Source organism: Agrobacterium sp. 22-221-1, assembly GCF_053522445.1.
In genome coordinates, this window is record NZ_JBNWCL010000003.1 from 222,974 (window position 1) to 245,589 (window position 22,616).

The window sequence follows — 22,616 nt, forward strand, 5'->3', positions numbered from 1 at the left end:
GGCGTGGTCTTTGCTGAATGGTGAGGGCCTGGGAAGCCCTCACGCAAGTTTTGCCTCGACTGCGGCGACGACGGCTTCCGCCGTGATGCCGAAGTGCTTGAAGAGATCCTTCGCCGGCGCGGACGCTCCAAAGGAGTGCATGCCGACGAAAGCACCGTCGTTACCGATGAAATAATCCCAGCCCTGGCGGATGGCGGCTTCGACCGCTATTCTGACCGGAGCCTTGCCGATGATGGCGTTGCGATAGGTTTCCGGCTGTTCCTTGAAAAGCTCGAAGCAGGGAACGGAAACGACACGGACGGAAACGCCGTTGTCCTTCAACGTTGCGGCGGCCTTCAGCGCCACTTCGACTTCCGAACCGGATGCGAAGATCGAAACCTTGGCGTCGCTGGCGGAGACGAGTTCGTAAGCGCCGTAAGCGGAGAGGTTCTTCTCTTCATATTCCTTGCGCGAGGGCGCAAGGTTCTGGCGGGTAAGCGCCAGCGCGGAAGGACGATGCTTCTGTTCCAGCGCGAGCTGCCAGCATTCCGCCGTCTCGGTTTCATCCGCCGGGCGGAAGACGAGCAGGTTCGGAATGGCGCGCAGGGCTGCGATCTGCTCCACCGGCTGGTGGGTCGGGCCGTCTTCGCCGACGCCGATGGAATCATGCGTCAGAACGTGGACGACACGGATGCCCATGAGCGCTGCAAGGCGGATCGACGGACGGCAATAATCCGAGAAGATCAGGAAGCCGCCGGCATAGGGGATGAGACCGCCATGCAGCGCGATGCCGTTCATCGCCGCCGCCATGCCGTGCTCGCGGATGCCGTAATGCAGGTAACGGCCGGAGAAGTCCGTCGGCGTGATGGACTTCATCTGGCTGGTCTTGGTGTTGTTGGATGGCGTCAGGTCAGCCGAACCGCCGATCATTTCCGGCAGGACGCCGTTGATGACTTCGAGCGAATCTTCCGAAGCTTTGCGTGTCGCGACCGTCGGGTTGTTCTCGATGATCTTCTTCTTGAAGGCATCGATGGCGCTGTCGAAATTGCCGGGCAGGTCGCCGGCGAAGCGGCGCTTGAATTCGGCCTTCTTGCCGGCTTCAGCGGCTTCAAGGCGGGCTTCCCAGTCCTGGCGGGTCTTGGTGGAACGCAGGCCGGCGAGACGCCATGCATCCAGTACGTCTTCCGGAACGACGAAGGCTTCCGCTTCCCAGTTCAGATGCTTGCGGGTGGCGGCGATTTCTTCGGCGCCGAGCGGGTTGCCGTGAACCTTGTGGGTGCCCTGCTTGTTCGGCGCGCCGAAACCGATGACGGTCTTGCAGGCGATGAAGGTCGGGCGGTCGGATTTCTGCGCGGCTTCGATGGCGGCGGCAATCGCGTCCGGATCGTGGCCATCGACGCGGATGGTGTTCCAGTGAACGGCCTGGAAGCGGGCAATCTGGTCGGTGCTGTCGGAGAGGCCGACTTCGCCGTCGATGGTGATGTTGTTGTCATCCCAGAACAGAACGAGCTTGTTGAGCTTCAAGTGGCCGGCAAGCGCGATGGCTTCGTGGCTGATGCCTTCCATGAGGCAGCCGTCGCCGCACAGCACATAGGTGAAGTGGCTCTGCAGGTCGGAGCCGAATTCCTCTTCCAGCTTGCGCTCAGCGATTGCCATGCCGACGGCGTTCGCGATGCCCTGGCCGAGCGGGCCGGTCGTCGTTTCGATGCCGGTCGCATGGCCGTATTCGGGGTGGCCGGCAGTCTTGGAACCGAACTGACGGAAACGCTTGATCTCGTCGATCGTCATGTCCTCGTAGCCCGTCAAATAGAGCAGCGAGTAAAGAAGCATCGAGCCATGACCTGCCGACAGCACGAAGCGGTCGCGATCCGCCCAGAGCGGCGCCTTGGGATCGAATTTCAGGTAACGGGTGAAGAGAACGGTGGCGACATCAGCGGCGCCCATCGGCAGACCGGGATGGCCTGAATTGGCCTTCTCCACTGCATCCATGGCAAGAAATCGGATCGCATTTGCCATCCGGTTGTGTTTGTCGCGAGAAATCATGGCTTTTCCGTCTGTTTCCGGGTGAAAGGAGATAGTTTTACGCAACTATCCAAAAAGCGGGTTGATCCATAGCAGGTGAGGCCGGCAAGTCAATAAATCCACGGGCGTTTGCGGTTCGCTGAGGGAGAAAAAATCGTTTAGAAAATCGGGCATCCTGACAAAATCCGTGCGATAGGCGCTGCCGCCTCTTCGTTCATCCACAGAGCAAAACGGCTCAATGCACTGGTTTGATTGACGGGATGGTAAATCGGGTAATAACCTCGTGATTGTTGAAAAGGCCTGAAACCGGACGATTCGGCCGGTGGCGTGCGAGTTGGAAAAAACGATGTCGGCTGACAAGACCGTACAATCTGCGCTGACGGAGCTGAATGCTGCCATCACAAATCTCGAAAATGCCATTGATATGCGTATCGAGCGGCAAAGGGAGACGGGCGAGATCGATAACGAGGTCAAGCGGGTCCATGTCGACCGCGCAAGGCTCGCGCATGAGCTGGATCAGGCCGAGTTTCGCGCCAATCGTCTTGAAGAAGTCAACCGCGAGGTTTCCCGCCGGCTGGTAACGGCGATGGAGACGATCCGCGCGGTGCTGGATCGATAGGAGCGGGCTCATGGCGCAAGTCACAGTTATGATCGACGGCAAGGCCTATCGCATGGCGTGCGAGGCGGGGCAGGAAGACCATCTGACCGATCTCGCAACGAGGTTCGACCGGTATGTTGGTCACCTCAAGAGCCAGTTCGGTGAAATCGGCGATCTTCGCCTGACCGTGATGGCGGGCATCATGGTGATGGACGAGCTTTCCGAACTCAATCGCAAGATCGAGAAGCTGGAAGGGGAGGTCGCATCCCTTTCCCGCAACCGCGACGGCATGGCCGAGCACCGGGCGAAATCGGACGAGATGGTGGCGCTCGCCATCGGCGATCTGGCCGACCGCCTGAACGGGATTACCGAAAAACTGCTGGCGCGGCCGAAGCCCGCCGCGCATTGATGGCCTGAAGGGTTCTGAGGCGGCAAAATTTCGCGCGCTGCCCTCTGGCGGTTTTCTCCGATCCGTCCTATATCTTGGATGCGTTCTGCGCTTCCCGACAGGAACCACAATCCCTGGGGCCATACTCGATCCAAAGGGAGCTGTCCCTGGCCAGTCCCGTGGGGCTGGACACACGGTGCCCACCTACTTTTGTAGGCGCCCAGGATCGTAAATCTCCATCGGTCGCCGTGGATCGCGCTTGAAGTTTCGGATCAACCCCCGCGGCTTCCCTGTACCCTTGATATATTCGACAGTCATTTTTCATAACTGCCGGACGCGGCTTTTTTATATTGCCGTCATTGCAATGGCGGAACAATTCCCTATTATCCGGATTGGTATGTCTGTCATGCCCTTTAAAAAGGGCGCTGCGGTCAAAACCGCGACGTGCCGTTCAACAGCCCAAAGAGCTAAACTTGTTTACTGAAATTATGATCGTGGTCCTGCTCACCGTATTGAACGGTGTGCTTGCCATGTCCGAGCTTGCCGTTGTCTCCTCCAGACCGGCGAGGCTCAAAGTGCTTGCCACACAAGGCAGCAAGGGCGCCACGATGGCGCTCAGCCTTTCCGAAAATCCCGGACGCTTTCTTTCCACGGTGCAGATCGGCATCACGCTGGTCGGCGTCCTTTCCGGCGCTTTTTCCGGCGCCACGCTCGGTGCGCGCTTCACGGCGTGGCTTCTGGAGCAGGGCGTTCCCGACCGTGCCGCCGATGCGCTCGGCGTCGGCTCGGTGGTCGTCGCCATCACCTATCTGTCGCTGATCGTCGGCGAGCTGGTGCCCAAGCAGATTGCGCTGCGCGATCCCGAAAAGGTCGCCGCCCGCGTCGCCCCCACCATGATGCTGCTGTCCAAGGTCGGCGCGCCGCTGGTGTGGCTGCTTGACCGGTCGGGCAAGGCCGTTCTGGCGCTTCTCGGCCATAGCGGTGAATCCAACGCGTCGGTCACCGACGATGAAATCCGCACGGTTCTGGCCGAAGCCCACAGTGCTGGCGTGATCGAGACCGAGGAATCGGCGATGATCACCAGCGTCATGCGCCTTGCCGACCGCAATGCGCGCGGCCTGATGACGCCGCGACGCGATGTGGAAGTGGTCGATATCGAAGACAGCGCGGAGGAAATCCGCGAGCAGCTTCGCCAGACGCAGCGTTCGCGCCTGCCGGTGCGCAACGGCGCCTCGGATGAAATTCTCGGCGTGCTTTTCGCCAAGGACGCTTTCGATGCGCTGGCTTCCGGCAAGGAACTCAACATTCGCGAGCTTCTGCGGGAAGTTCCGGTCGTATCGGATCTGACGAGCGCGGTGGATGTCATCCAGTCGCTGCGTCGCTCCACCGTACATATGGTGCTGGTCTACGACGAATACGGCCATTTCGAAGGTATCGTCAGCTCCGGCGATGTGCTGGAAGCCATCACCGGCGCGTTCCAGGAAGACGATGACGAGGAGCCGGCCATGGTCGAGCGCGAGGACGGTTCGTTCCTCGTCGCTGGCTGGATGCCCGCCGACGAGTTCGCTTATCGCATGGGTTTCCAGATCGACGAGGATGCCGAGTTCGAAACCGTTGCCGGTCTGGTTCTGGACGAGTTCCGCCGCCTGCCGGAACTGGGCGAACATGTCACCCGCAATGGTTGGCGTTTCGAGGTCATCGATCTCGACGGCCACCGCATCGACAAGGTTCTCGTGAGCCGGGCCGCCTGATGCCCGGTGACGTTGCCGAAAAAGCAAGGCTGCGCGGCGAAAGGCTCGCCGCGCGCGATGCGCTGACGCTGGCGGAGCGCCAGCAAAAGAGCCAGTCCATGACGGCTCATGGCGCTTCCGGCATCCCCTTTGCACCGGGCACCGTAATTTCCGGCTTCATGCCGATCCGCTCCGAGGCTGATACCCGGCCGCTGATGGAAGCGTTGCGGAGAAGGGGCGGGCGTCTCGTCCTGCCCGTTGTGCTGGATCGTGAAACCATTGTCTTCCGCGCCTTTGAAACGGATACGCCGCTGGTGAAGACCGGCTTCGGCACGACCGGCCCGGGCGAGGATGCGGAGGTTCTCGATCCGGATATTCTGCTCGTGCCTCTCTCCGTCTTCGATGGCAAAGGGCAGCGGGTCGGTTATGGCGCGGGCCATTATGACCGCGCCATTGCGCGGTTGCACGCCAGGGGTCGCCAGCCTGTGCTCATCGGCGTCGCCTTCGATTGTCAGGAAGTGCCGTCCGTACCGGCGGAGCCGCATGATGTGTCGCTTCACGCCATTCTGACGGAAAGCGGCCTGCGCTGGTTTTCCGCCCCACTGTCGATCCCCGATAGTGGACAAAAGGCGCTTTAGCACTTTTTAAAAGATGGATTACCGGTTAGAGGGTCTCCACTTTTCCTTGAATGGCGAAGACCCTCTAACTCTTTGTTTCGTCGCATTTCCGGACGGAAAACCGGGTTCCACTTTTCCTGGAAATGCACTAGAGGGGACGAAATATAGAAACATGCGCAAGATCGGGGCGGGTGAATGAGGCTTCTTTTTCTCGGAGATATGGTTGGCAAGACCGGACGCACGGCTGTCTGGGAGCGGTTGCCGGGGCTGATTTCCGACCTGAAGCTGGATTTCGTCATCGTCAACGGTGAAAACGCTGCCGGCGGTTTCGGTATCACCGAGGATATCTATCTCGAGACCATCAATGCCGGCGCCGATGTGGTAACGACCGGCAACCACGTCTGGGACCAGAAGGAAGCGGTTTCCTTCTGTGAGCGCCATGACCAGTTCCTGCGGCCCGCCAATTATCCGGATGGTACGCCGGGCAAGGGCTCGGGCATTTTTTACGCTCGCAACGGCGCGCGCATACTGGTTGCCAACATCATGGGCCGGGTCTTCATGCATCCGGAACTGGACGATCCCTTCAAGTCGGCGGAAAACATTCTTGCCGCCTGCCCGCTGAAGGAACAGGCCGACGCCATCATTTTCGATTTCCACGCGGAAGCGACCAGCGAAAAACAGTGTTTCGGCCATTTCGTCGATGGGCGCGCTAGCTTCGTCGTCGGCACTCACACCCATGTTCCGACCGCCGATGCCCAGATATTGAATGGCGGAACCGCCTACATGTCGGATGCCGGCATGTGCGGCGACTATGACAGTTCGCTTGGCATGGAGAAGGAAGAGCCGATCAACCGCTTCATTTCCAAAATGCCGAAGGGCCGTTTCGAGGCAGCGAGCGGACCTGCGACGATCTGCGGCGTCGGCGTTGAGATTTCCGACCGAACCGGACTGGCGGAAAAGATTGCGCCGCTGCGCATCGGGCCGCGGCTTTCGGAAACCCTGCCGTCCTTCTGGGTTTAATCTTCCCCGACGCGTTCACAATGACGAGAGTGTGAGCCTTCCGTTGCTCTTGTAACTGGACGCTCGCCAAAACCTGTCCCATCCTCTCAGCTTCGCAAGTTCAGGGGAGTGGCGTGATGCTGCGCGTGCTAATGCTTGCAATAACTGGGCTGATCGCCTGTTCGGGAGCGGCCTTCTCCCAGACGGCGAGCCGTCCTCCCGTCAGCCAGTGCCAGGCGATCGCCAGCAACATTCCGGGCGTCATGTTCGCGAGCTTCAATCCGCCGGGTGTTCAGCTGGCGCAAGCTGCGGCAAAGGAAGAGGTGAAGATCAGCTTCATCGGCCATTCCACCTATCTGATCGAAAGCCCCGGCGGTGTGACCATCGCCACCGATTATAACGGCGTCTATCGTCCGCCAGTCACGCCGACGGTGGTGACGATGAACCGGGCGCATTCGACGCATTTTACCCTCAGTCCGGACCCGGCCATTCAATATGTGCTGCATGGCTGGAGCGATACGCCGGGAGAAAAGGCCGAGCACAAGGTTCTGGTGGGCGATGTCTATATCCGCAATGTCGCAACCGATATCCGCAACCGCTGGGGCGATTACGAGTCCTTCCAGGAGAACGGCAATTCCATCTTCATCTTCGAGGTTGCCGGGCTGTGCATCGGCCATCTCGGGCATCTGCATCATGAGTTGACGGATACGCATTATGCCGAGATCGGCCGTCTGGATGTGCTGATGGTGCCGGTGGATGGCGGGCTGACCATGGGTGCCGACAGCATGAGCCGGGTGGTCAAGCGCCTGCGCTCCGCGCTTATCCTGCCGATGCACCGCACCGGCCCGCCGCTGGAGCAGTTTCTGACGATGTTCGGCGAAAGTTTCCGTATTGCCTATGCGACCGATCCGGTGATCCGCGTTTCGATGAGGAACCTTCCCCGCCAGCCGCAGATACTGGTGCCGAAAGGCATGTAGCATGGCGACGGGCGAGGAAGTCCGGGGAGAGCCGTTTCTCAGGCAAAGGTGAGATGCTGGCGAACGCCGACGTCAGGGGTCTTGTCATCTGACATGTTCGCCTTGGCGATTTCCCAGCCGAATTTCAGCGTGCTGTCCGTCGAAGCCCAGATATCGGCATCGTCGACATGCAACGCCAGCATGGTCAGTTGCGGGTCGCTTTTGCCGTGCTCGTACCATGCCGCCGTGACGGAGTTCCAATATTCGTCGATCTTGGTTTTGTCATCGCGCGCTTCGAGGATGCCTGAAAGGCAAGCGTGGTAGTCATGGTCCTTGCCCACCACGCAGAAATGCGCCCGGGAGCCGGATTTCAGCGATTTCACCAGATCGGTGTCTTTTTTGGAGAAAAACCAGATGGTGTTGGTCTTGGGGTCAGCATGAGGCGCCATGGGCTGCATGTGGTTGTGCAGTCCCTCCAGCCCGAGCATGCCGGCATGGACGGAATTGATCTCGTCCCAGAGCTGGCGGGCCGGTGCTTCTCGTGCTTCAGTCAGGCTGACCATATGTTTTCTCCTTCGGGTGTCATGCTGCGACGGAGGAAAAATGCCCTGTTCCGCCGCGTTCATGATCAGAACGAAGAGCGGATAAATCAGTTCCTTCTGTTGTTGCGGCAAGAGAAAGCGCTTGCGGGGTTGAATGGCGCGGCTATCGCACTTATAAGGCCCGCAATCTCCAAATTACGACAATCAGGTTTTCCATGGCTGGTCATTCACAGTTCAAGAACATCATGCACCGCAAGGGCAAGCAGGACTCCGTGCGGTCCAAAATGTTTTCCAAGCTTGCGCGCGAAATCACCGTTGCGGCAAAGACGGGCATGCCCGACCCGAACATGAACCCGCGCCTGCGTCTGGCGATCCAGAACGCCAAGGCCCAGTCCATGCCCAAGGACAACATCGAGCGTGCGATCAAGAAGGCGTCCGGCGCCGATGGCGAGAACTATGACGAAGTCCGTTACGAGGGTTACGGCCCGGGTGGCGTTGCCGTCATCGTCGAGGCCCTGACCGACAACCGCAACCGCACCGCCTCCAACGTTCGCTCCATCTTCACCAAGGCCGGTGGTGCGCTTGGCGAAACCGGTTCGGTCTCCTTCTCCTTCGACCGCGTCGGCGAAATCTCCTACAAGGCTGAAGTCGGCGATGCCGACAAGGTCATGGAAGCCGCCATCGAGGCCGGTGCCGACGACGTCGAATCTTCCGAAGATGGTCACACCATCATCTGCGGTTTCGAAGCGATGAACGAGGTTTCCAAGGCGCTGGAAGGCGTGCTGGGCGAAGCCGAAAGCGTCAAGGCCATCTGGAAGCCGCAGAACACGGTGCCGGTGGATGAAGAAAAGGCGCAGTCGCTGATGAAGCTCATCGACAATCTCGAAGACGATGACGACGTGCAGAACGTCTATTCCAACTTCGAAGTGTCCGAAGAAATTCTCGCCAAGCTTTCCGCCTGACGTCTCATATTTCAAAAAAAAGCCCCGGTAGCGATCCGCTCCGGGGCTTTTTGTTTAGGCGGCCTTCTTTATGGAGGTCCGCACGTCGGCAAAAATCTCCACGGATCGCAGCCGCTTTTCGATGTCATGGATCGGCATGGAAATGATCAGTTCATCCGCCTGCGTTTCCGCCAGGAAACCGTCGAGATGGCGCTGGATCGTCTCAGGCGAGCCCACAGCTGCGAAACGCAGCGTGTGTTCGACAGAGAAACGCTCCATCTCGTTCCAGTAATCGTCCATGCTGTGCACCGGCTTCGGAAACTGCGTGCGCACGTTGCGGCGCAGGTTGACGAATTGCTGCTGCGACGAGGTGAAGAGATGTTGCGCCTCCTCGTCCGTATCGGCGCTGACCCCCATCACACCCACCATCACATAGGGCTTGTCCAGCACTTCAGAGGGCTGGAAGCGCTCGCGATAGATATGGATCGCTTCCATCAGCATATCGGGCGCGAAATGCGAGGCGAAGGAATAGGGCAGGCCGAGGGCTGCGGCGAGATGCGCGCTATAGGTGCTGGAGCCGAGCAGCCAGATCGGCACGTTGGAATTCATGCCCGGCACGGCGAGAATGGCCTGATCCTGCTGCGGCGGGCCGAGGTAACGCTGGAGTTCAACGATATCGTGCGGGAAGTTTTCCGCGCCGGCATCGAGATTGCGGCGCAGCGCCCGTGCCGTGCGCATGTCGGTTCCGGGCGCACGGCCGAGACCGAGATCGACACGGCCGGGAAGCAGCGCCGCAAGCGTGCCGAACTGTTCGGCGATGACGAGCGGGGAGTGGTTGGGCAACATGATGCCGCCGGAACCGACGCGGATATGTTTCGTCGCCGCGCCCACATGGGCGATGACGAGCGATGTCGCCGCACTGGCAATGCCCGGCATGCCGTGGTGCTCCGCCAGCCAGATGCGGTTATAGCCGTGTTCTTCGGCCTTGATCGCCATTCGGCGGGAATTTTCAAGCGCCTCGCTGACGCTCTCGCCTTCGCCGATGGGCGAAAGGTCGAGAATGGAAAAGGGGATCATCCGACGCTCCTGCGAAATTTAAATCTTTGCTGCGGATGTAAGGCGCGTGTCCCGATTTACCAGTGAAGTCGCGCAGAATTGAAGGATGGTTCAAAAAAATTGGGCCTCCGAAGAGGCCCATTTCTTTCTCAGCCTGCCCGCCGAATTTGTCGGGCGTTGTGATGGCCTGCCGCATCCCGGTCGGAAGCCAGCGTGAATTGTCCAAGCCTGCCATCCATTTCACCCGCTTCGGAGGCGAGATTGTGAATGGCGGCCGTCGTTTCTTCCACCATGGCGGCATTCTGCTGGGTCATGGTGTCGAGGCTGGCGACGGTGCTGTTGATTTCCGAGAGCGTGTGCGCTTCCTCGCGGGTGGAGTCCATGATCTCCTCGATGCGCGCGCTGATGGTCTGCACATGCTTGCCGATGCCGGAAAGCGACGTGCCTGCTTTTTCCACCAGCGCCACGCCGGCGGAAACCTCGTCGGTGGAGCGCTTCAGCAGACTGGTAATCTCCTTTGCGGCCGCCGCCGAACGCTGCGCCAGTTCGCGCACCTCCTGCGCCACGACCGCAAAGCCTTTGCCGGCTTCGCCCGCACGGGCTGCCTCCACGCCGGCATTGAGGGCGAGAAGATTGGTCTGGAAGGCGATTTCATCGATGACGCCGATGATCTGGTTGATCTGGCGTGATGAGGTCTGGATCGCCTCCATGGCGGCGATTGTCTGCTCCATCACGCGGCTGGATGCCGTGGCCTCCGCACTGGCGTCGTGGGCGATCCGCGTTGCCTGTTCGGCGCGTTCGATCTGGTCGCGGACGGCCTCTGTGATCGCCTTGATGGCGCTTGCCGTTTCGGTGATGGAGGCTGCCTGCCGCTCGGTGCGTTCGGCGAGCTGATCGGCTCCCACCCGCATCTCCTCGGAACCGCCACGAACGGCGGCGGAGTTGCCGCCGATGGCCTGCATGGTTTCGCTGAGCCGGGAAAGCGCCGTGTTGAAGTTATGGCGCAGGCTTTCGAGATCGTCGGGGAAGACGGTTTCGATACGATAGGCGAGGTTGCCGTTCGCCAGCCGGTCGAGACCTTCATCCAGGGAATGCACGACCATCTGCAGAGTGCCGGCCTCGGCCTCCCGTTCCGCAAGATGCGCGCGGCGGGCCGTTTCGGCTTCCTCCCGCGTGCGCGAAGCGGTTTCTTCCATCTCCCGCTGCAGGATGAGCTTTTCACGGAAACTACCGAGCGCCTGCGCCATGCGGCCGATCTCGTCCTTTCGGTCCTGATTGCCGATCTCCGCATCGAGACGGCCTGCGGCCACTTCGCCGGTCAGCCCGGCAAGCTTTTCCAGCGGTGCAAAGAGACGCCGCGCGAAAAAGGCCGTCGCCGCGCACATGGCCGCCAGAACGCAAAGGCCGATCACGGCAAGCGTGCCGGCAATCGAAACCGAGCCCGCATTCAATTCGCTGCGCAGCATGCTTTCCACCGCGAGATATTTTTCCCCGGCGAAGGAGAAGGGGCGGGCATAGGCATTGGCCTCGCCATCCGCACGGTCGATCTTGGCAATCGTCATGCCCGTCGTATTCAGCGCCTGCCCATGGAAACCATAGATTGCCGGATCGAGGCCGACCAGCCTGTTACCCTCCACGCCGATAACCTTGCCATCGGCGGAAACGATCGCGGATTGTTCGGAACTGCCGGCCGTCACACCCTTCGTGAGGATCTGGCTGAAGACCTCTTCCTTGACCCGGAAGAGGACGATGCCCTTGAAAGCGCCGAACTTGACGACCGGAACGCCGAAATAAATGCCGGCCTCTTTCGTGGCGGCATCAATGCGCAGGCCGGAGAAGCTGGTCTGCGCCACGTCGTTCACGGCCTTTTCGGCATTCGCGGCACCGCGTGCGAAAGCCGCGCCGAGGCCGCTTTCCGCCCAGGCGCCGCCTGCGACGGTTTCCCCGAAAGCCGATCCTTTCAGGTAAGAGTAATAGACCGTGCCTGCGGGATCGATGAAGAGAACGTCGCTGAACGGCGTTCCCTGCAGATAACCGCCAATATCCGTCTGGGTTTTTTCATGGGTGGAATAATAAAAGCCGCTCGGGCTTTCCGGCTTGATCAGCTTTTCCTTTTCGCCGAAGGGGTTTTCCTTGACGAAGACGCGCTGCAGTTCCGCCTTCGCGTCGCCGGAGTTCTTCTGCACGGTCGCCCAGCCGCTGCGCATGGAGACGACAGCCATTTGCAGGGATTCGATCTTGGCAATGGAATCCGCCTGTGTTTTCAGCTGCTCAAGACGCTCCTGGAGCATGTCGCCGCGAAAGACGAGAATGCTCTCCATGGATTTCGACGCCTGTTCTTCGAGAACGCCGCTGCTGCTCTGATAACCGAGAAGTGTCAGAGCCCCGGTCGAGATCGCCATAAGCGCCAGGAAAATCGCCAGCACTTTGGTGGATATGGAATGAAAACGGTTCAGCATGGCCGATGCAGCCCCCAATGCCGGATCAGTTCCCGCGCCAAGCATGTGGCGCCACCGGATGGCTGATATGGCTCAAATATTATGCTGCGGATCATCATGTCCGCAGCTCCCCTTTTTTGATTTTGTGGGGGAACAATGCGGTACGCGGTTTAAGCAGAGGTAAATGCTGCACTGCAAATTTGATGAATGTTGTCGTTTTGTTCACTTATCGCTGGCAGGGTCGCAGCCGGAAAGATAAGGTGCCTCATGCAAAAGACGATTCGAATCATCGGCATTGACCCCGGATTAAGGCGCACCGGCTGGGGGGTGATCGACACCCTCGGCAACAGCCTGCGGTTTGTCGCCTCCGGCACGGTGACGTCGGACGGTGATATGGATCTGGCCTCGCGGCTCTGCCAGCTGCATGACGGGCTAGCTGATATCGTGCACAGCCACCAGCCCGACGAGGCGGCGGTGGAGCAGACTTTCGTGAACAAGGATGCGGTTGCGACCCTGAAACTCGGCCAGGCGCGCGGCATCGCCATGCTGGTTCCGGCGCGCGCTGGATTGCCGGTCTTTGAATATGCGCCGAACGCGGTGAAGAAGGCCGTCATCGGCGTTGGGCACGGCGAAAAGCAGCAAATTCACATGATGCTGAAAATCCTGATGCCGAAGGCCGAATTCAAGGGTAACGATGCGGCGGACGCGCTCGCCATCGCAATCTGCCACGCCCATAATCGCGGCGGTGACAGGATGCGGCGACTGCTGGCGGCCGGTTGAATATTTAAAGTCTCATTGCAGCGGGCGGCATCATGATCGGAAAACTGAAAGGCAGCATCGAGGAAATCGGCGCGGACTATGTGCTGGTGGATGTGCACGGCGTCTGTTACGTCGCCTATTGTTCGGCGCGCACGCTGTCGAAAATCGGCTCCGTCGGGGAAGCGGTGGTGCTGTTCATCGAAACCTATGTGCGTGAGGACCAACTGAAGCTCTTCGGTTTTCTATCGGCGCTGGAGCGGGAATGGTTCAACCTGCTGCAGAGCGTGCAGGGTGTGGGCTCGAAAGTGGCCTTGGCCGTTCTTTCCACGCTGTCACCCTCCGAACTGGCCAATGCCATTGCGCTACAGGACAAAACGATGATCTCACGCGCGCCGGGCGTCGGGCCGAAGGTGGCGGTGCGTCTTGTGACCGAGCTTCGCAACAAGGCGCCGGCCTTCGCAGGAGAGGCTTCCGCCTCGATCGGCCTCAAGCAGGAGCTTGGCGAAGGCGTCGCATCCGCACCGGTGGCGGATGCCGTTTCCGCGCTCACCAATCTCGGCTATTCGCGCGACCAGGCCGCCAATGCGGTTGCCGCCGCGCTGAAGAACGGCGGGGAGGGCGGCGACAGCGCCAAGCTGATCCGGCTCGGGCTGAAAGAGCTTTCGCGTTGATGCGCTTAATGCTAAATTCCTTACAATGGGTGAAAAGTAAGAAAAGGGCAGCAGCATGGGCTTTCAGGTGACAATCACCTCCAAAGGGCAGATGACAGTTCCCAAGAACGTGCGCGAACAATTGAAAATCAAGCCTGGCGACAAATGTTACGCCTGGGTTCGTAACGGGGAGATGATCGTGGTCCCTCGCAATAAATCTCTTGCCGATCTGGCAGGAATTCTCGGTAAACCCCCGAATGGCAAAAAGCTTACCGTCGAGCAGATGAATGACGCGATTGGTGAGGGAGCCGTTGCGCGATACAAGCGTTCCACGGGTAAGACGGAAGACGAATGACCAGCCGTTTCGGAATAGACACGAATATTCTGCTCCGTATCGTGGTAGATGACGATGTCGAACAAAAAGAAACGGTGAAGCGTCTTCTTACACGGCTTGAGGACGGAGAAACCCTGCTTGTAAGTCTCGCTGTGATTTTGGAGACGGCGTGGGTGCTAGGCCAGTTCTACGGTTATCCTAAAAGCGCCGTTCTGGAGTTTTTCCAGCTTATGCTTGAGCGGCGGGAACTGGAAATTCCGGATTATGAGGCGATTGGCAATGCCATCGACATATGCCGGAATACAAATGCGGATTTTTCCGACGCGATTGTATCGGAAAGCAACAGGGTCAATGGCTGCGTGGCGACATATACGTTTGACAAAAAGGCTGCTCGCAAGCTGCCGGGAATGGAACTTCTGACATGAGTGATGCGGCAAGGCTGATCACCCCCGAAAAGCGCGGTGAGGACATCGACACCACCCTGCGTCCGCAGTCCCTGGACGATTTTACCGGCCAGGCGGAGGCCCGCGCCAATCTCAAGGTATTTATCGAGGCGGCCAAGAACCGTGGCGAAGCACTGGATCACGTGCTGTTCGTCGGCCCGCCCGGTCTCGGCAAGACCACGCTGGCGCAGATCATGGCCAAGGAACTCGGCGTCAACTTCAAGTCGACATCCGGCCCTGTCATCGCCAAGGCGGGCGATCTTGCCGCACTTCTGACCAATCTCGAGGAGCGCGACGTACTCTTCATCGATGAAATCCACCGTCTCAACCCGGCGGTGGAAGAAATTCTCTATCCGGCAATGGAGGATTTCCAGCTCGACCTCATCATCGGTGAAGGACCGGCGGCACGTTCGGTGAAGATCGATCTTTCCAAATTCACCCTTGTCGCCGCGACGACCCGTCTTGGGCTTTTGACGACGCCGCTGCGCGACCGTTTCGGCATTCCCGTCCGGTTGGCTTTCTACACTGTGGATGAGTTGGAACTGATCGTCCGGCGCGGCGCGCGGCTGATGGGGCTGAACATGACCGACGAGGGCGCGCGCGAGGTGGCAAGGCGTGCCCGTGGCACGCCGCGTATCGCCGGACGGCTATTGCGCCGCGTGCGCGATTTCGCCGAGGTGGCGCGGGCGGAAGCCGTTACCCGCGAGATCGCCGATGAGGCTTTGACCCGGCTTCTGGTCGACAAAATGGGTCTCGACCAACTCGACATGCGTTATCTCACCATGATCGCCGTCAATTTCGGCGGAGGCCCGGTTGGCATCGAAACCATCGCCGCTGGCCTTTCGGAGCCGCGCGACGCCATCGAGGATATTATCGAACCCTATATGATCCAGCAGGGCTTCATCCAGCGCACGCCGCGCGGCCGCATTCTGACCGGCACGGCCTGGAAACATCTGGGCATGCAGCCGCCAAAGGATATCGAGGCGGCGCAGTTCCGGCTGACTCTGGAGGAGGATTGAGGGAACAAGCCCGCTGTGCCGGCATTTGATCGTCTTTGGCACGGAGATGATCATGTCGGTGTATCGCAAGGGCACGAAGGTCCGGTGGAACTGGGGCAGTGGTACCGGTGAAGGTAAAATCGTCGAGACTTTCACGGATGATGTCGAACGCACCATCGCCGGCTCCAGAATAAAGCGGAAAGCGAGCAGGCAGGAGCCTGCCTATCTGATCGAGCAGGAAGACGGCGCCAGTGTTCTGAAAAGCAGATCGGAGCTTGAGCGCGTCGATTGAACGACGCCGTCCTTCGGCGTCAATGGAGGAGCCTTCATGTCTTACGATCCGCTGCGGGTCTTCCGCAAACTCGCGCGCAACAACCGGCTAGCCAATTTTCGGCTGCATCGGGCCTGTCATCAGCTTTCGCAGGAGGCGTTTGTGGCTTCCCGTGTGAGTTTCTTTCCGACGCTGCGCGCGACGCTGAACCACATCTACACCGTTGACCGGTTTTATATCGATGCCCTGCAGGGCGGCACACTCGGCCTTGCCGCCTTTGCCGAAGAAGAGCCTTTCGCCACCATGGCGGATCTGCGTGTCGCCCAGACGGAGTTGGACGAGGCGCTGATCGCATTTGTCGACAGTCTCGATGAAGACGGCCTTGTGGCTAACGTCAATATTCATCGCGGCGCGCGCATCCAGCAGGATCGCTGCGACGATATCCTGTCGCATCTCTTCCAGCACCAGACGCATCATCGCGGGCAGGCGCATGCGATGTTGTCCGGCACCGCGCTCAAGCCGCCGCAACTGGATGAATTCATTGTGGGAGATGACGCAAAGGCGAGAAAAGACGAGATGGATGCGCTAGGGTGGACGGAAACCGATTTGATGTTTCCAGCCCGCAGGTCAGCGCCATGACACACGATACCAAGCAGGACACCCGCATCCGCATGAAGTTCAAGCCGAAGCGCATTTTCCAGATGCGGGTCGCGGGACTGGCGTTTCGCGATGGCCACGTGCTGGTGCACCGGGCGTCGCATGAAAAATTCTGGACCTTTCCGGGCGGCCGCGCCGAAATGGGCGAACGCTCCGAAGAAACCCTGGCGCGCGAAATGGTGGAAGAGCTTGGCGTCGAGGCCAAGATCGGGCGGCTTCTCTGGGCGGTCGAAAATTTTTTCCATTATGAAGGCAAGGACTGGCACGAACTCGGGTTTTATTACCTGATGGACCTGCCGGAGACGCTGGCCTTTCATCCGACCGATATCATTCACCGCGTTCAGGATGGCGATAACGAGCTGGAATTCCGCTGGGTCGCCGCAACCCGGCAGGCATTGACGGAGCTTGATATTCCGCCCTATTTCATCGCCGACGAAATAGAGCACCTGCCGAAGGCCACAAGACACCTCGTCTGGCATGACGGCGATCTGGACGATAAATGACCTCTGCCCCCGAACGCCACATGATCCGGCTGGACCGGAAACCGCAGCTTTTCAGCATGCGCGTGGCGGCGCTGATCTTTCAGAACGGCCATGTTCTCGTCCAGCGCGGCACGAAGGACAGTTACTGGGCCTTGCCCGGCGGGCGGGCCGAAATCGGCGAAAGTTCGCAGGAAACCATCATCCGCGAGATCGGCGAGGAGCTTGACCGGGATTGCTCGGTCGAGCGTCTTCTCTGGTCGGCCGAAAATTTTTTCGCCTATGACGATTTTGCGGCGCATGAACTCGGATTTTATTATCTCGTTTCGCTTCGCCAGCCCCTGCCGTTCCATGAAAGCGATATCGTGCATCGGGTGCTGGATGGCGTCGAAGTGGAGTTCCGCTGGCTGCCCGCGCAGCCTTCCGCGCTTCTGAAGAGCGATCTGAGGCCCCGTTTCATCGCGGAGCGTATCGAGGCGCTGCCGCACCGGCACGAGCATCTTATCGTCCGCGAAGGACGTCCCGATGCAGTTGAAATTCCCAAGGAGATAGTATGAGCGAGCTTGTGGTTTCGCTTTCGGGTGAGCTTATCGAACATGGCCACCGCCTGACGCAGCGTGTCTATTACGAGGATACGGATTTCTCGGGCCTCGTTTATCACGCCCGTTACCTGCATTTTCTCGAGCGCGGCCGCACCGATTACCTGCGCTGCCTCGGCTGCGAACAAAGCGCGCTTCTGACCGCTGACGAGGAAGGGTTGGTCTTTGTCGTCCACCGCATGGAGATCGATTTCAAAAGCCCGGCGCGGATGGATGACGTCTTGACGATCACCACCGTTACAGAGAAGGCCGGTGGGGCGAAAATGGTGCTCAATCAGGAAATCCGGCGCGGCGAAACGCTGCTGGTCGCCGCCAAGGTCATCATCGCCGTCATCAACGCCAATGGTCGCCCAAGGCGTCTTCCGGAGACGGTGGCGGAAAAATTCCTGAAGTAATTGGCGGCCCGGTCCAGTAAATCCATCCGGCGTGGCCCTGCTGTAACACTCCTTTAACCATAATGGTGTCTTACTTTAGCAACTGGCATTTGTGCGGCGCACGCCTTCCTTTCACCAAATTTATTGGCAAGTAAGGCTTACTGGCAAGTATCGGGGTATGGCTAAGGGGTTGGCGGCTGTTGCCGCAGGACTTCGAGCGTTAACACGCGTTTGAATCGCCCGGTCCCGTACCGGGCGTTTGGATTCGGGGATTGGATATTTATGGAACAGGCAGGTTTGGCAGCGGCGACGCACGATGTAAGTCTCTGGGCACTGTTTATGCAGGCGGGCCTCATCGTGAAGCTCGTGATGATCGGACTTATCGCCGCCTCGGTCTGGACGTGGGCGATCGTCTTTGACAAATATGTGAGCTTCGGCAAGGCAAGACGCCAGTTCGACCAGTTCGAACAGGTCTTCTGGTCTGGCCAGTCGCTCGAAGAGCTTTATCGCACGCTGGCGGAACGCCAGAATGGCGGTCTTGCGGCGATTTTCGTTTCCGCCATGCGCGAATGGAAGAAATCCTTCGAGCGCGGCGCACGCTCGCCCATCGGTCTGCAGATGCGCATCGACCGGGCGATGGACGTGACCATGGCGCGTGAAAGTGAACAATACGAGGCGCGCCTCGGTTCGCTCGCCACCATCGGTTCGGCCGGTCCCTTCATCGGTCTCTTCGGTACGGTTGTGGGTATCATGACCTCGTTCCAGGCGATTGCCGGGTCGAAGTCCACCAACCTTGCGGTCGTGGCGCCGGGTATCGCCGAAGCGCTTCTGGCAACAGCCATCGGCCTTGTCGCGGCTATTCCCGCGGTTATCGCCTACAACAAGTTCACGGCCGATGCGCACAAGCTTTCCGCCCGCATGGAAGGTTTCGCCGACGAGTTCTCCGCGATCCTGTCGCGCCAGATCGATGAAAAACTTCAGACGCGGCAGGCCGCCCAGTAAGCGGCCACATGCTGTGCAGTAATTTGCCGCAAGGCAAAATGGAGTAGATGATATGGGTATGTCAGCAGGTGGCAGCGGCGGCGGTTCCGGTGGACGCCGGGGGCGCGGCGGACGACGCAGGGGCGGCGCGATCAGCGAGATCAACGTGACGCCGCTGGTCGACGTCATGCTCGTGCTGCTCATCATCTTCATGGTGGCGGCACCGATGATGACGGTCGGCGTGCCGATCGATCTGCCGCAGACATCCGCCAATGCGCTGAACTCGGACACGCAGCCGATCACCATTTCCGTCAACGCCAATGGCCAGATCCATCTGCAGGAAACGGAAATCCAGGCGGCCGAAGTGGCCGACAAGCTGCAGGCAATCGCCACGACAGGTTATAACGAACGTATCTTCGTGCGCGCGGATTCCGTTGCCGCTTACGGCGTCGTTGCCGATGTGATGGCGCGCATCCAGGCGGCGGGCTTCAAGAATATCGGCCTTGTGACCCAGCAGAAACAGGACAATTGACGTAAAACGATGAAGGGCAGCCTTACCACATCCGCGATCGTGCATGCGTCGCTTCTGGCTTTCGCCCTCGTTTCCCTGGGCTCGCCGGAGCCGCTTGACGTGTCGCAGGCCGAGGCTCTGCCGGTGGAACTGGTGCCCATCGAGGAGCTGAGCCAGATCCAGCAGGGTGACAAGAACGCGCCGAAAGCGGAAAAGTCGGCCCCGGTTCCGACCACGCGTCCGGATATTGTCGAGAACGCCCAGAACGTCGGCAACAACACGGTCGATCTTGATGCGCCGCCGACGCCGACCACCAAGCCCAACGACAATATCAGCGCCGCCGCTCCGCCAAAGCAGGAAAAGCCGCAACCCGTCGTCGACACCAAGGCGAACGAGGTGAAGGAAATCGTCAAGGAAGAAACCTCGGCTCCGAAGCCGCAGGAAATGGCCGCCTTGCCGCAGACCAAGCCCGAGATCGCGCCGCAGCCGAAGACGGAGCCGCCGCCGCAGGAAACCAAGGCCGAAGAGCCGCCGCCCGCGCAGCAGGAACCGGCCGAAATCCCCGTGCCACAGAACGTGCCGCGTCCGAATTCCCGTCCCGAGCCGCCGAAGCCGGAAGAGCCGAAGCAGGCCGAAACCAAGCCTGCCGAGCAGAAGCCCGCGGAAAAACCGGCCGAGACCAAGCCCGATCAGGCGAAGTCCACCGACAAGCCTTCCGACAAGAAGCCCGGCGAGAAAAAGCAGGAGACTGCGAAATCGGCTTCTTCGAAGGAAAGCGATTTTAACGCTGACGATATCGCCGCGCTTTTGAACAAACAGGCCCCCTCGGGCGGCGGCGCCAAGCGCTCCACCCAGCAGGCCTCGCTTGGCGGCAAGAAGACGACGGGCGGTTCGACGCTCAGCCAGACGGAAATGGATGCGCTGCGCGGCGCGATCCAGAAGAACTGGCAGATCATTCCCGGCATGGCGGATGCCTCGGACGTTCGCGTCCGGGTCACCATGAAGCTCGACCGTGATGGAACCATCATCGGTCGGCCCGAGATCGAGGCGACCGGCGGTTCCGAAGGGACGCGCCGTGCTCTTTCCGGCGGAGCCTATCGCGCCATCATGCGTTCTGCTCCGTTCACCAACCTTCCTGCCGACAAATATGACGCATGGAACGAAGTTGTCGTGAACTTCGATCCCAGTGAATTGCTATGAATGCTGAAAGGCCTGGCAACATGAAGATATTTTCGCCGATCCGGCTGGTGCTCGCTGTCGCGGCCCTCATGTCGGTTTTCTCCGCCCCGGCTTTTGCGCGGGTGGAAATCAACATCAACAAGGGCAATGTCGAGCCGCTGCCCATCGCCATCACCGACTTCATGTCGAGCGACGGCATCGGCGCGCAGGTTTCCGCGGTCATTGCCGCCGACCTGCAGCGTTCCGGCCTTTTTGCGCCGGTCAACAAGAACGCCTTCATCGAAAAGATCAGCAATCCGGATCAGCAGCCGCGTTTCGAGGACTGGAAGGTCATCAACGCACAGGCGCTCGTGACCGGCCGTGTCACGCGTGAAAGCGATGGCCGCCTGCGCGCCGAATTCCGCCTGTGGGATACATTCGCCAACCAGCAGATGACTGGCCAGCAGTTCTTTACCCAGCCGGAAAACTGGCGCCGCGTCGCCCACATCATCGCCGACGCCATCTATGAGCGCATCACCGGTGAAAAGGGCTATTTCGACACCCGCGTCGTTTTCGTCTCTGAAAGCGGCCCGAAGACGGCCCGCAAGCGCCAGCTCTCGATCATGGACCAGGACGGATTCAACGTCCGTAACCTCACCAACTCGAACGACATCGTCCTGACGCCGCGTTTCTCGCCGAACCGTCAGGAAGTGACCTATATGTCGTTCGAAGGCCAGCAGCCGCGCGTTTATCTGCTGCAGCTGGAAACCGGACAGCGCGAAGTCGTCGGTAATTTCCCCGGCATGACTTTCTCGCCGCGCTTCTCGCCGGATGGCCAGAAGGTCATCATGAGCCTGCAGCAGGATGGCAATGCCAATATCTACACCATGGACCTGCGCTCTCGCACCACGACGCGGCTGACGAACACGTCGGCGATCGATACGGCGCCGTCCTATTCGCCCGACGGTCAGCGCGTCGCCTTCGAAAGCGACCGCGGCGGACGCCAGCAGATCTACGTCATGAATGCCGATGGTTCCGGCCAGCAGCGCGTTTCCTTCGGCGATGGTTCCTATTCCACGCCGGTCTGGTCGCCGCGCGGCGATCTGATCGCCTTCACCAAGCAGTCGGGCGGCAAGTTCTCGATTGGCGTGATGAAGACCGACGGTTCGGGCGAGCGCATCCTGACCAGCGGTTTCCACAATGAAGGCCCGACCTGGGCGCCGAACGGCCGCGTGCTGATGTTCTTCCGTCAGAACGCCGGTGCGGGCGGTCCGCAGCTCTATTCGATCGACCTGACGGGCTACAATGAACAGCTCATCAAGACGCCGACTTTCGCTTCGGATCCGGCATGGTCGCCGCTTCTGGACTGATATGCCTGCCACGACGGCGCCGGCATGAACCGGCGCCGTCATGTTTTACTTGATACCATGGGGAAGTGCGCCTCTTTCTTGCCGCAAAGTGTTGTGAGGGAGCAAAAAAATGGGACATTTCCTTTCTGTTAACCATAAGCGTTTGCCGGCTATTAACCGCGATCAGTTAGTGTCCGGCAACGTTATTGAAATCCTAAGGAGAGACCGGCGATGAGCCGTACACACATTTCGGCACTCAGCCCCATGCAGAAACTGGCCCGTAACCCGGCTGTCATCGCCATGACGCTCGCGCTCGCTCTCGCAGGCTGCGCGAACAAGAAGAACATGCCGAACAGCGCCGGTGAACTCGGCCTTGGTGGCGCGGGCTCCGCAACGCCGGGCTCCCAGCAGGACTTCACGGTCAATGTCGGCGACCGCATCTTCTTCGACACCGACTCGACCTCTATCCGCGCTGACGCCCAGCAGACCCTGCAGCGCCAGGCTCAGTGGCTCGCCCGTTATCCGAACTACGCCATCACCGTTGAAGGCCATGCCGACGAACGCGGCACGCGCGAATACAACCTGGCGCTCGGCGCCCGTCGTGCGGCTGCAACCCGCGACTTCCTGGCCTCCCAGGGCGTTCCGGCTAACCGCATGAAGACGATCTCCTACGGCAAAGAAAAGCCGGTCGCCGTTTGCGACGACATCTCCTGCTGGTCGCAGAACCGCCGCGCCGTGACGGTTCTCGGTGGCGCGGGCATGTGATTGCCTGACGTTATTGTGATCT

General features: G+C 59.9%; 26 protein-coding genes and 1 other RNA gene. 23 read left to right on the forward strand and 4 right to left on the reverse strand.

Annotated elements, in window-relative coordinates:
* Positions 1-39 precede the first annotated feature (39 nt).
* Positions 40-2,022, reverse strand: a complete 1,983-nt coding sequence (tkt, locus tag ACQZ5N_RS06715; RefSeq protein WP_174058042.1) for a transketolase — start codon at positions 2,020-2,022, stop codon at positions 40-42.
* Positions 2,023-2,347: 325 nt separating this feature from the next.
* On the opposite strand from tkt, the gene ACQZ5N_RS06720 reads away from it, so the two are divergent.
* The 7 genes from ACQZ5N_RS06720 to ACQZ5N_RS06750 all read left to right on the forward strand — a co-directional run bounded on the left by ACQZ5N_RS06720 (position 2,348) and on the right by ACQZ5N_RS06750 (position 7,310).
* Positions 2,348-2,620, forward strand: a complete 273-nt coding sequence (locus tag ACQZ5N_RS06720) for a DUF4164 domain-containing protein (RefSeq protein ID WP_035263131.1) — start codon at positions 2,348-2,350, stop codon at positions 2,618-2,620.
* A 10-nt stretch (positions 2,621-2,630) separates the two neighbouring features.
* Positions 2,631-3,008 (forward strand): cell division protein ZapA, encoded by a 378-nt coding sequence (locus ACQZ5N_RS06725; protein ID WP_003523207.1) that lies wholly within the window; start codon positions 2,631-2,633, stop codon positions 3,006-3,008.
* 79 nt (positions 3,009-3,087) lie between these two features.
* Positions 3,088-3,246: non-coding RNA, 6S RNA (ssrS, locus tag ACQZ5N_RS06730), on the forward strand.
* 229 nt (positions 3,247-3,475) lie between these two features.
* Complete coding sequence (locus ACQZ5N_RS06735; RefSeq protein WP_448732554.1) at positions 3,476-4,738, forward strand: hemolysin family protein; 1,263 nt, start codon at positions 3,476-3,478, stop codon at positions 4,736-4,738.
* Positions 4,738-5,355 (forward strand): 5-formyltetrahydrofolate cyclo-ligase, encoded by a 618-nt coding sequence (locus ACQZ5N_RS06740; protein ID WP_448732478.1) that lies wholly within the window; start codon positions 4,738-4,740, stop codon positions 5,353-5,355. The genes ACQZ5N_RS06735 and ACQZ5N_RS06740 overlap by 1 nt, the downstream gene beginning before the upstream one ends.
* Before the next feature lie 174 nt (positions 5,356-5,529).
* Complete coding sequence (locus ACQZ5N_RS06745) at positions 5,530-6,354, forward strand: TIGR00282 family metallophosphoesterase (protein ID WP_003523211.1); 825 nt, start codon at positions 5,530-5,532, stop codon at positions 6,352-6,354.
* 113 nt (positions 6,355-6,467) lie between these two features.
* Entirely contained in the window at positions 6,468-7,310 is an 843-nt protein-coding gene (locus ACQZ5N_RS06750; protein WP_121490329.1) for an MBL fold metallo-hydrolase, read from the forward strand.
* 38 nt (positions 7,311-7,348) lie between these two features.
* Here the strand turns inward: ACQZ5N_RS06750 and ACQZ5N_RS06755 are convergent, their stop codons facing one another.
* A complete protein-coding gene (locus tag ACQZ5N_RS06755; RefSeq protein WP_031234299.1) occupies positions 7,349-7,852 on the reverse strand; it encodes a pyridoxamine 5'-phosphate oxidase family protein in 504 nt (167 codons plus the stop codon).
* 194 nt (positions 7,853-8,046) lie between these two features.
* On the opposite strand from ACQZ5N_RS06755, the gene ACQZ5N_RS06760 reads away from it, so the two are divergent.
* Positions 8,047-8,793: a YebC/PmpR family DNA-binding transcriptional regulator gene (locus ACQZ5N_RS06760; RefSeq protein WP_003523214.1), complete on the forward strand. Its 747-nt coding sequence runs from the start codon at positions 8,047-8,049 to the stop codon at positions 8,791-8,793.
* 54 nt (positions 8,794-8,847) lie between these two features.
* Here ACQZ5N_RS06760 and ACQZ5N_RS06765 read toward each other — a convergent pair whose 3' ends face one another.
* Positions 8,848-9,849: an LLM class flavin-dependent oxidoreductase gene (locus ACQZ5N_RS06765; protein ID WP_448732479.1), complete on the reverse strand. Its 1,002-nt coding sequence runs from the start codon at positions 9,847-9,849 to the stop codon at positions 8,848-8,850.
* Positions 9,850-9,977: 128 nt separating this feature from the next.
* Positions 9,978-12,287 carry a methyl-accepting chemotaxis protein gene (locus ACQZ5N_RS06770; protein ID WP_448732480.1) on the reverse strand — a complete coding sequence of 770 codons (2,310 nt, stop codon included), beginning with the start codon at positions 12,285-12,287 and terminating at the stop codon, positions 9,978-9,980.
* 246 nt (positions 12,288-12,533) lie between these two features.
* Between ACQZ5N_RS06770 and ruvC the strand changes: the two genes are divergently transcribed.
* The 15 genes from ruvC (at position 12,534) to pal (ending at position 22,594) form a co-directional block, all read left to right on the forward strand.
* Positions 12,534-13,046, forward strand: coding sequence for a crossover junction endodeoxyribonuclease RuvC (ruvC, locus tag ACQZ5N_RS06775; protein WP_003523217.1), 513 nt, complete (start codon positions 12,534-12,536; stop codon positions 13,044-13,046).
* Positions 13,047-13,078: 32 nt separating this feature from the next.
* Positions 13,079-13,696 (forward strand): Holliday junction branch migration protein RuvA, encoded by a 618-nt coding sequence (ruvA, locus tag ACQZ5N_RS06780; RefSeq protein WP_003523218.1) that lies wholly within the window; start codon positions 13,079-13,081, stop codon positions 13,694-13,696.
* A gap of 55 nt (positions 13,697-13,751) precedes the next feature.
* Positions 13,752-14,030 carry an AbrB/MazE/SpoVT family DNA-binding domain-containing protein gene (locus tag ACQZ5N_RS06785; RefSeq protein WP_003523219.1) on the forward strand — a complete coding sequence of 93 codons (279 nt, stop codon included), beginning with the start codon at positions 13,752-13,754 and terminating at the stop codon, positions 14,028-14,030.
* The gene (locus ACQZ5N_RS06790) at positions 14,027-14,434 is read left to right on the forward strand and encodes a PIN domain-containing protein (protein ID WP_065656484.1); all 408 of its coding nucleotides are present in this window, start codon (positions 14,027-14,029) and stop codon (positions 14,432-14,434) included. Before ACQZ5N_RS06785 ends, ACQZ5N_RS06790 begins: the two co-directional genes overlap by 4 nt.
* Entirely contained in the window at positions 14,431-15,471 is a 1,041-nt protein-coding gene (gene ruvB / locus ACQZ5N_RS06795; protein WP_003523226.1) for a Holliday junction branch migration DNA helicase RuvB, read from the forward strand. The genes ACQZ5N_RS06790 and ruvB overlap by 4 nt, the downstream gene beginning before the upstream one ends.
* 52 nt (positions 15,472-15,523) lie before the next feature.
* The gene (locus ACQZ5N_RS06800; RefSeq protein ID WP_448732481.1) at positions 15,524-15,742 is read left to right on the forward strand and encodes a DUF2945 domain-containing protein; all 219 of its coding nucleotides are present in this window, start codon (positions 15,524-15,526) and stop codon (positions 15,740-15,742) included.
* Between the two features lie 36 nt (positions 15,743-15,778).
* Complete coding sequence (locus tag ACQZ5N_RS06805) at positions 15,779-16,360, forward strand: DinB family protein (RefSeq protein ID WP_448732482.1); 582 nt, start codon at positions 15,779-15,781, stop codon at positions 16,358-16,360.
* Positions 16,357-16,881, forward strand: a complete 525-nt coding sequence (locus ACQZ5N_RS06810; RefSeq protein ID WP_080819505.1) for an NUDIX hydrolase — start codon at positions 16,357-16,359, stop codon at positions 16,879-16,881. The genes ACQZ5N_RS06805 and ACQZ5N_RS06810 overlap by 4 nt, the downstream gene beginning before the upstream one ends.
* Positions 16,878-17,414 (forward strand): NUDIX hydrolase, encoded by a 537-nt coding sequence (locus ACQZ5N_RS06815; protein WP_448732483.1) that lies wholly within the window; start codon positions 16,878-16,880, stop codon positions 17,412-17,414. The genes ACQZ5N_RS06810 and ACQZ5N_RS06815 overlap by 4 nt, the downstream gene beginning before the upstream one ends.
* Positions 17,411-17,851, forward strand: a complete 441-nt coding sequence (gene ybgC, locus ACQZ5N_RS06820) for a tol-pal system-associated acyl-CoA thioesterase (RefSeq protein ID WP_020812213.1) — start codon at positions 17,411-17,413, stop codon at positions 17,849-17,851. The genes ACQZ5N_RS06815 and ybgC overlap by 4 nt, the downstream gene beginning before the upstream one ends.
* A gap of 261 nt (positions 17,852-18,112) precedes the next feature.
* Positions 18,113-18,832 (forward strand): protein TolQ, encoded by a 720-nt coding sequence (gene tolQ, locus ACQZ5N_RS06825; protein ID WP_003523238.1) that lies wholly within the window; start codon positions 18,113-18,115, stop codon positions 18,830-18,832.
* Positions 18,833-18,884: 52 nt separating this feature from the next.
* Positions 18,885-19,343 carry a protein TolR gene (tolR, locus tag ACQZ5N_RS06830; protein WP_003523240.1) on the forward strand — a complete coding sequence of 153 codons (459 nt, stop codon included), beginning with the start codon at positions 18,885-18,887 and terminating at the stop codon, positions 19,341-19,343.
* A 9-nt stretch (positions 19,344-19,352) separates the two neighbouring features.
* Positions 19,353-20,522 (forward strand): cell envelope integrity protein TolA, encoded by a 1,170-nt coding sequence (locus tag ACQZ5N_RS06835; RefSeq protein WP_003523241.1) that lies wholly within the window; start codon positions 19,353-19,355, stop codon positions 20,520-20,522.
* A gap of 20 nt (positions 20,523-20,542) precedes the next feature.
* Entirely contained in the window at positions 20,543-21,850 is a 1,308-nt protein-coding gene (gene tolB, locus ACQZ5N_RS06840; protein ID WP_003523242.1) for a Tol-Pal system beta propeller repeat protein TolB, read from the forward strand.
* Between the two features lie 210 nt (positions 21,851-22,060).
* Entirely contained in the window at positions 22,061-22,594 is a 534-nt protein-coding gene (pal, locus tag ACQZ5N_RS06845) for a peptidoglycan-associated lipoprotein Pal (protein ID WP_003506243.1), read from the forward strand.
* The last annotated feature ends 22 nt before the right edge of the window (positions 22,595-22,616 follow it).

What these genes read in the sequence shown, in the direction of transcription:
- tkt (WP_174058042.1), bottom strand. Translation starts at nt 2,022, where the DNA reads ATGATTTCTCGCGACAAACACAACCGGATGGCAAATGCGATCCGATTT.
- ACQZ5N_RS06720 (WP_035263131.1), top strand. Translation starts at nt 2,348, where the DNA reads ATGTCGGCTGACAAGACCGTACAATCTGCGCTGACGGAGCTGAATGCT.
- ACQZ5N_RS06725 (WP_003523207.1), top strand. Translation starts at nt 2,631, where the DNA reads ATGGCGCAAGTCACAGTTATGATCGACGGCAAGGCCTATCGCATGGCG.
- ACQZ5N_RS06735 (WP_448732554.1), top strand. Translation starts at nt 3,476, where the DNA reads ATGATCGTGGTCCTGCTCACCGTATTGAACGGTGTGCTTGCCATGTCC.
- ACQZ5N_RS06740 (WP_448732478.1), top strand. Translation starts at nt 4,738, where the DNA reads ATGCCCGGTGACGTTGCCGAAAAAGCAAGGCTGCGCGGCGAAAGGCTC.
- ACQZ5N_RS06745 (WP_003523211.1), top strand. Translation starts at nt 5,530, where the DNA reads ATGAGGCTTCTTTTTCTCGGAGATATGGTTGGCAAGACCGGACGCACG.
- ACQZ5N_RS06755 (WP_031234299.1), bottom strand. Translation starts at nt 7,852, where the DNA reads ATGGTCAGCCTGACTGAAGCACGAGAAGCACCGGCCCGCCAGCTCTGG.
- ACQZ5N_RS06760 (WP_003523214.1), top strand. Translation starts at nt 8,047, where the DNA reads ATGGCTGGTCATTCACAGTTCAAGAACATCATGCACCGCAAGGGCAAG.
- ACQZ5N_RS06765 (WP_448732479.1), bottom strand. Translation starts at nt 9,849, where the DNA reads ATGATCCCCTTTTCCATTCTCGACCTTTCGCCCATCGGCGAAGGCGAG.
- ACQZ5N_RS06770 (WP_448732480.1), bottom strand. Translation starts at nt 12,287, where the DNA reads ATGCTGAACCGTTTTCATTCCATATCCACCAAAGTGCTGGCGATTTTC.
- ruvC (WP_003523217.1), top strand. Translation starts at nt 12,534, where the DNA reads ATGCAAAAGACGATTCGAATCATCGGCATTGACCCCGGATTAAGGCGC.
- ruvA (WP_003523218.1), top strand. Translation starts at nt 13,079, where the DNA reads ATGATCGGAAAACTGAAAGGCAGCATCGAGGAAATCGGCGCGGACTAT.
- ACQZ5N_RS06785 (WP_003523219.1), top strand. Translation starts at nt 13,752, where the DNA reads ATGGGCTTTCAGGTGACAATCACCTCCAAAGGGCAGATGACAGTTCCC.
- ACQZ5N_RS06790 (WP_065656484.1), top strand. Translation starts at nt 14,027, where the DNA reads ATGACCAGCCGTTTCGGAATAGACACGAATATTCTGCTCCGTATCGTG.
- ruvB (WP_003523226.1), top strand. Translation starts at nt 14,431, where the DNA reads ATGAGTGATGCGGCAAGGCTGATCACCCCCGAAAAGCGCGGTGAGGAC.
- ACQZ5N_RS06800 (WP_448732481.1), top strand. Translation starts at nt 15,524, where the DNA reads ATGTCGGTGTATCGCAAGGGCACGAAGGTCCGGTGGAACTGGGGCAGT.
- ACQZ5N_RS06805 (WP_448732482.1), top strand. Translation starts at nt 15,779, where the DNA reads ATGTCTTACGATCCGCTGCGGGTCTTCCGCAAACTCGCGCGCAACAAC.
- ACQZ5N_RS06810 (WP_080819505.1), top strand. Translation starts at nt 16,357, where the DNA reads ATGACACACGATACCAAGCAGGACACCCGCATCCGCATGAAGTTCAAG.
- ACQZ5N_RS06815 (WP_448732483.1), top strand. Translation starts at nt 16,878, where the DNA reads ATGACCTCTGCCCCCGAACGCCACATGATCCGGCTGGACCGGAAACCG.
- ybgC (WP_020812213.1), top strand. Translation starts at nt 17,411, where the DNA reads ATGAGCGAGCTTGTGGTTTCGCTTTCGGGTGAGCTTATCGAACATGGC.
- tolQ (WP_003523238.1), top strand. Translation starts at nt 18,113, where the DNA reads ATGGAACAGGCAGGTTTGGCAGCGGCGACGCACGATGTAAGTCTCTGG.
- tolR (WP_003523240.1), top strand. Translation starts at nt 18,885, where the DNA reads ATGGGTATGTCAGCAGGTGGCAGCGGCGGCGGTTCCGGTGGACGCCGG.
- ACQZ5N_RS06835 (WP_003523241.1), top strand. Translation starts at nt 19,353, where the DNA reads ATGAAGGGCAGCCTTACCACATCCGCGATCGTGCATGCGTCGCTTCTG.
- tolB (WP_003523242.1), top strand. Translation starts at nt 20,543, where the DNA reads ATGAAGATATTTTCGCCGATCCGGCTGGTGCTCGCTGTCGCGGCCCTC.
- pal (WP_003506243.1), top strand. Translation starts at nt 22,061, where the DNA reads ATGAGCCGTACACACATTTCGGCACTCAGCCCCATGCAGAAACTGGCC.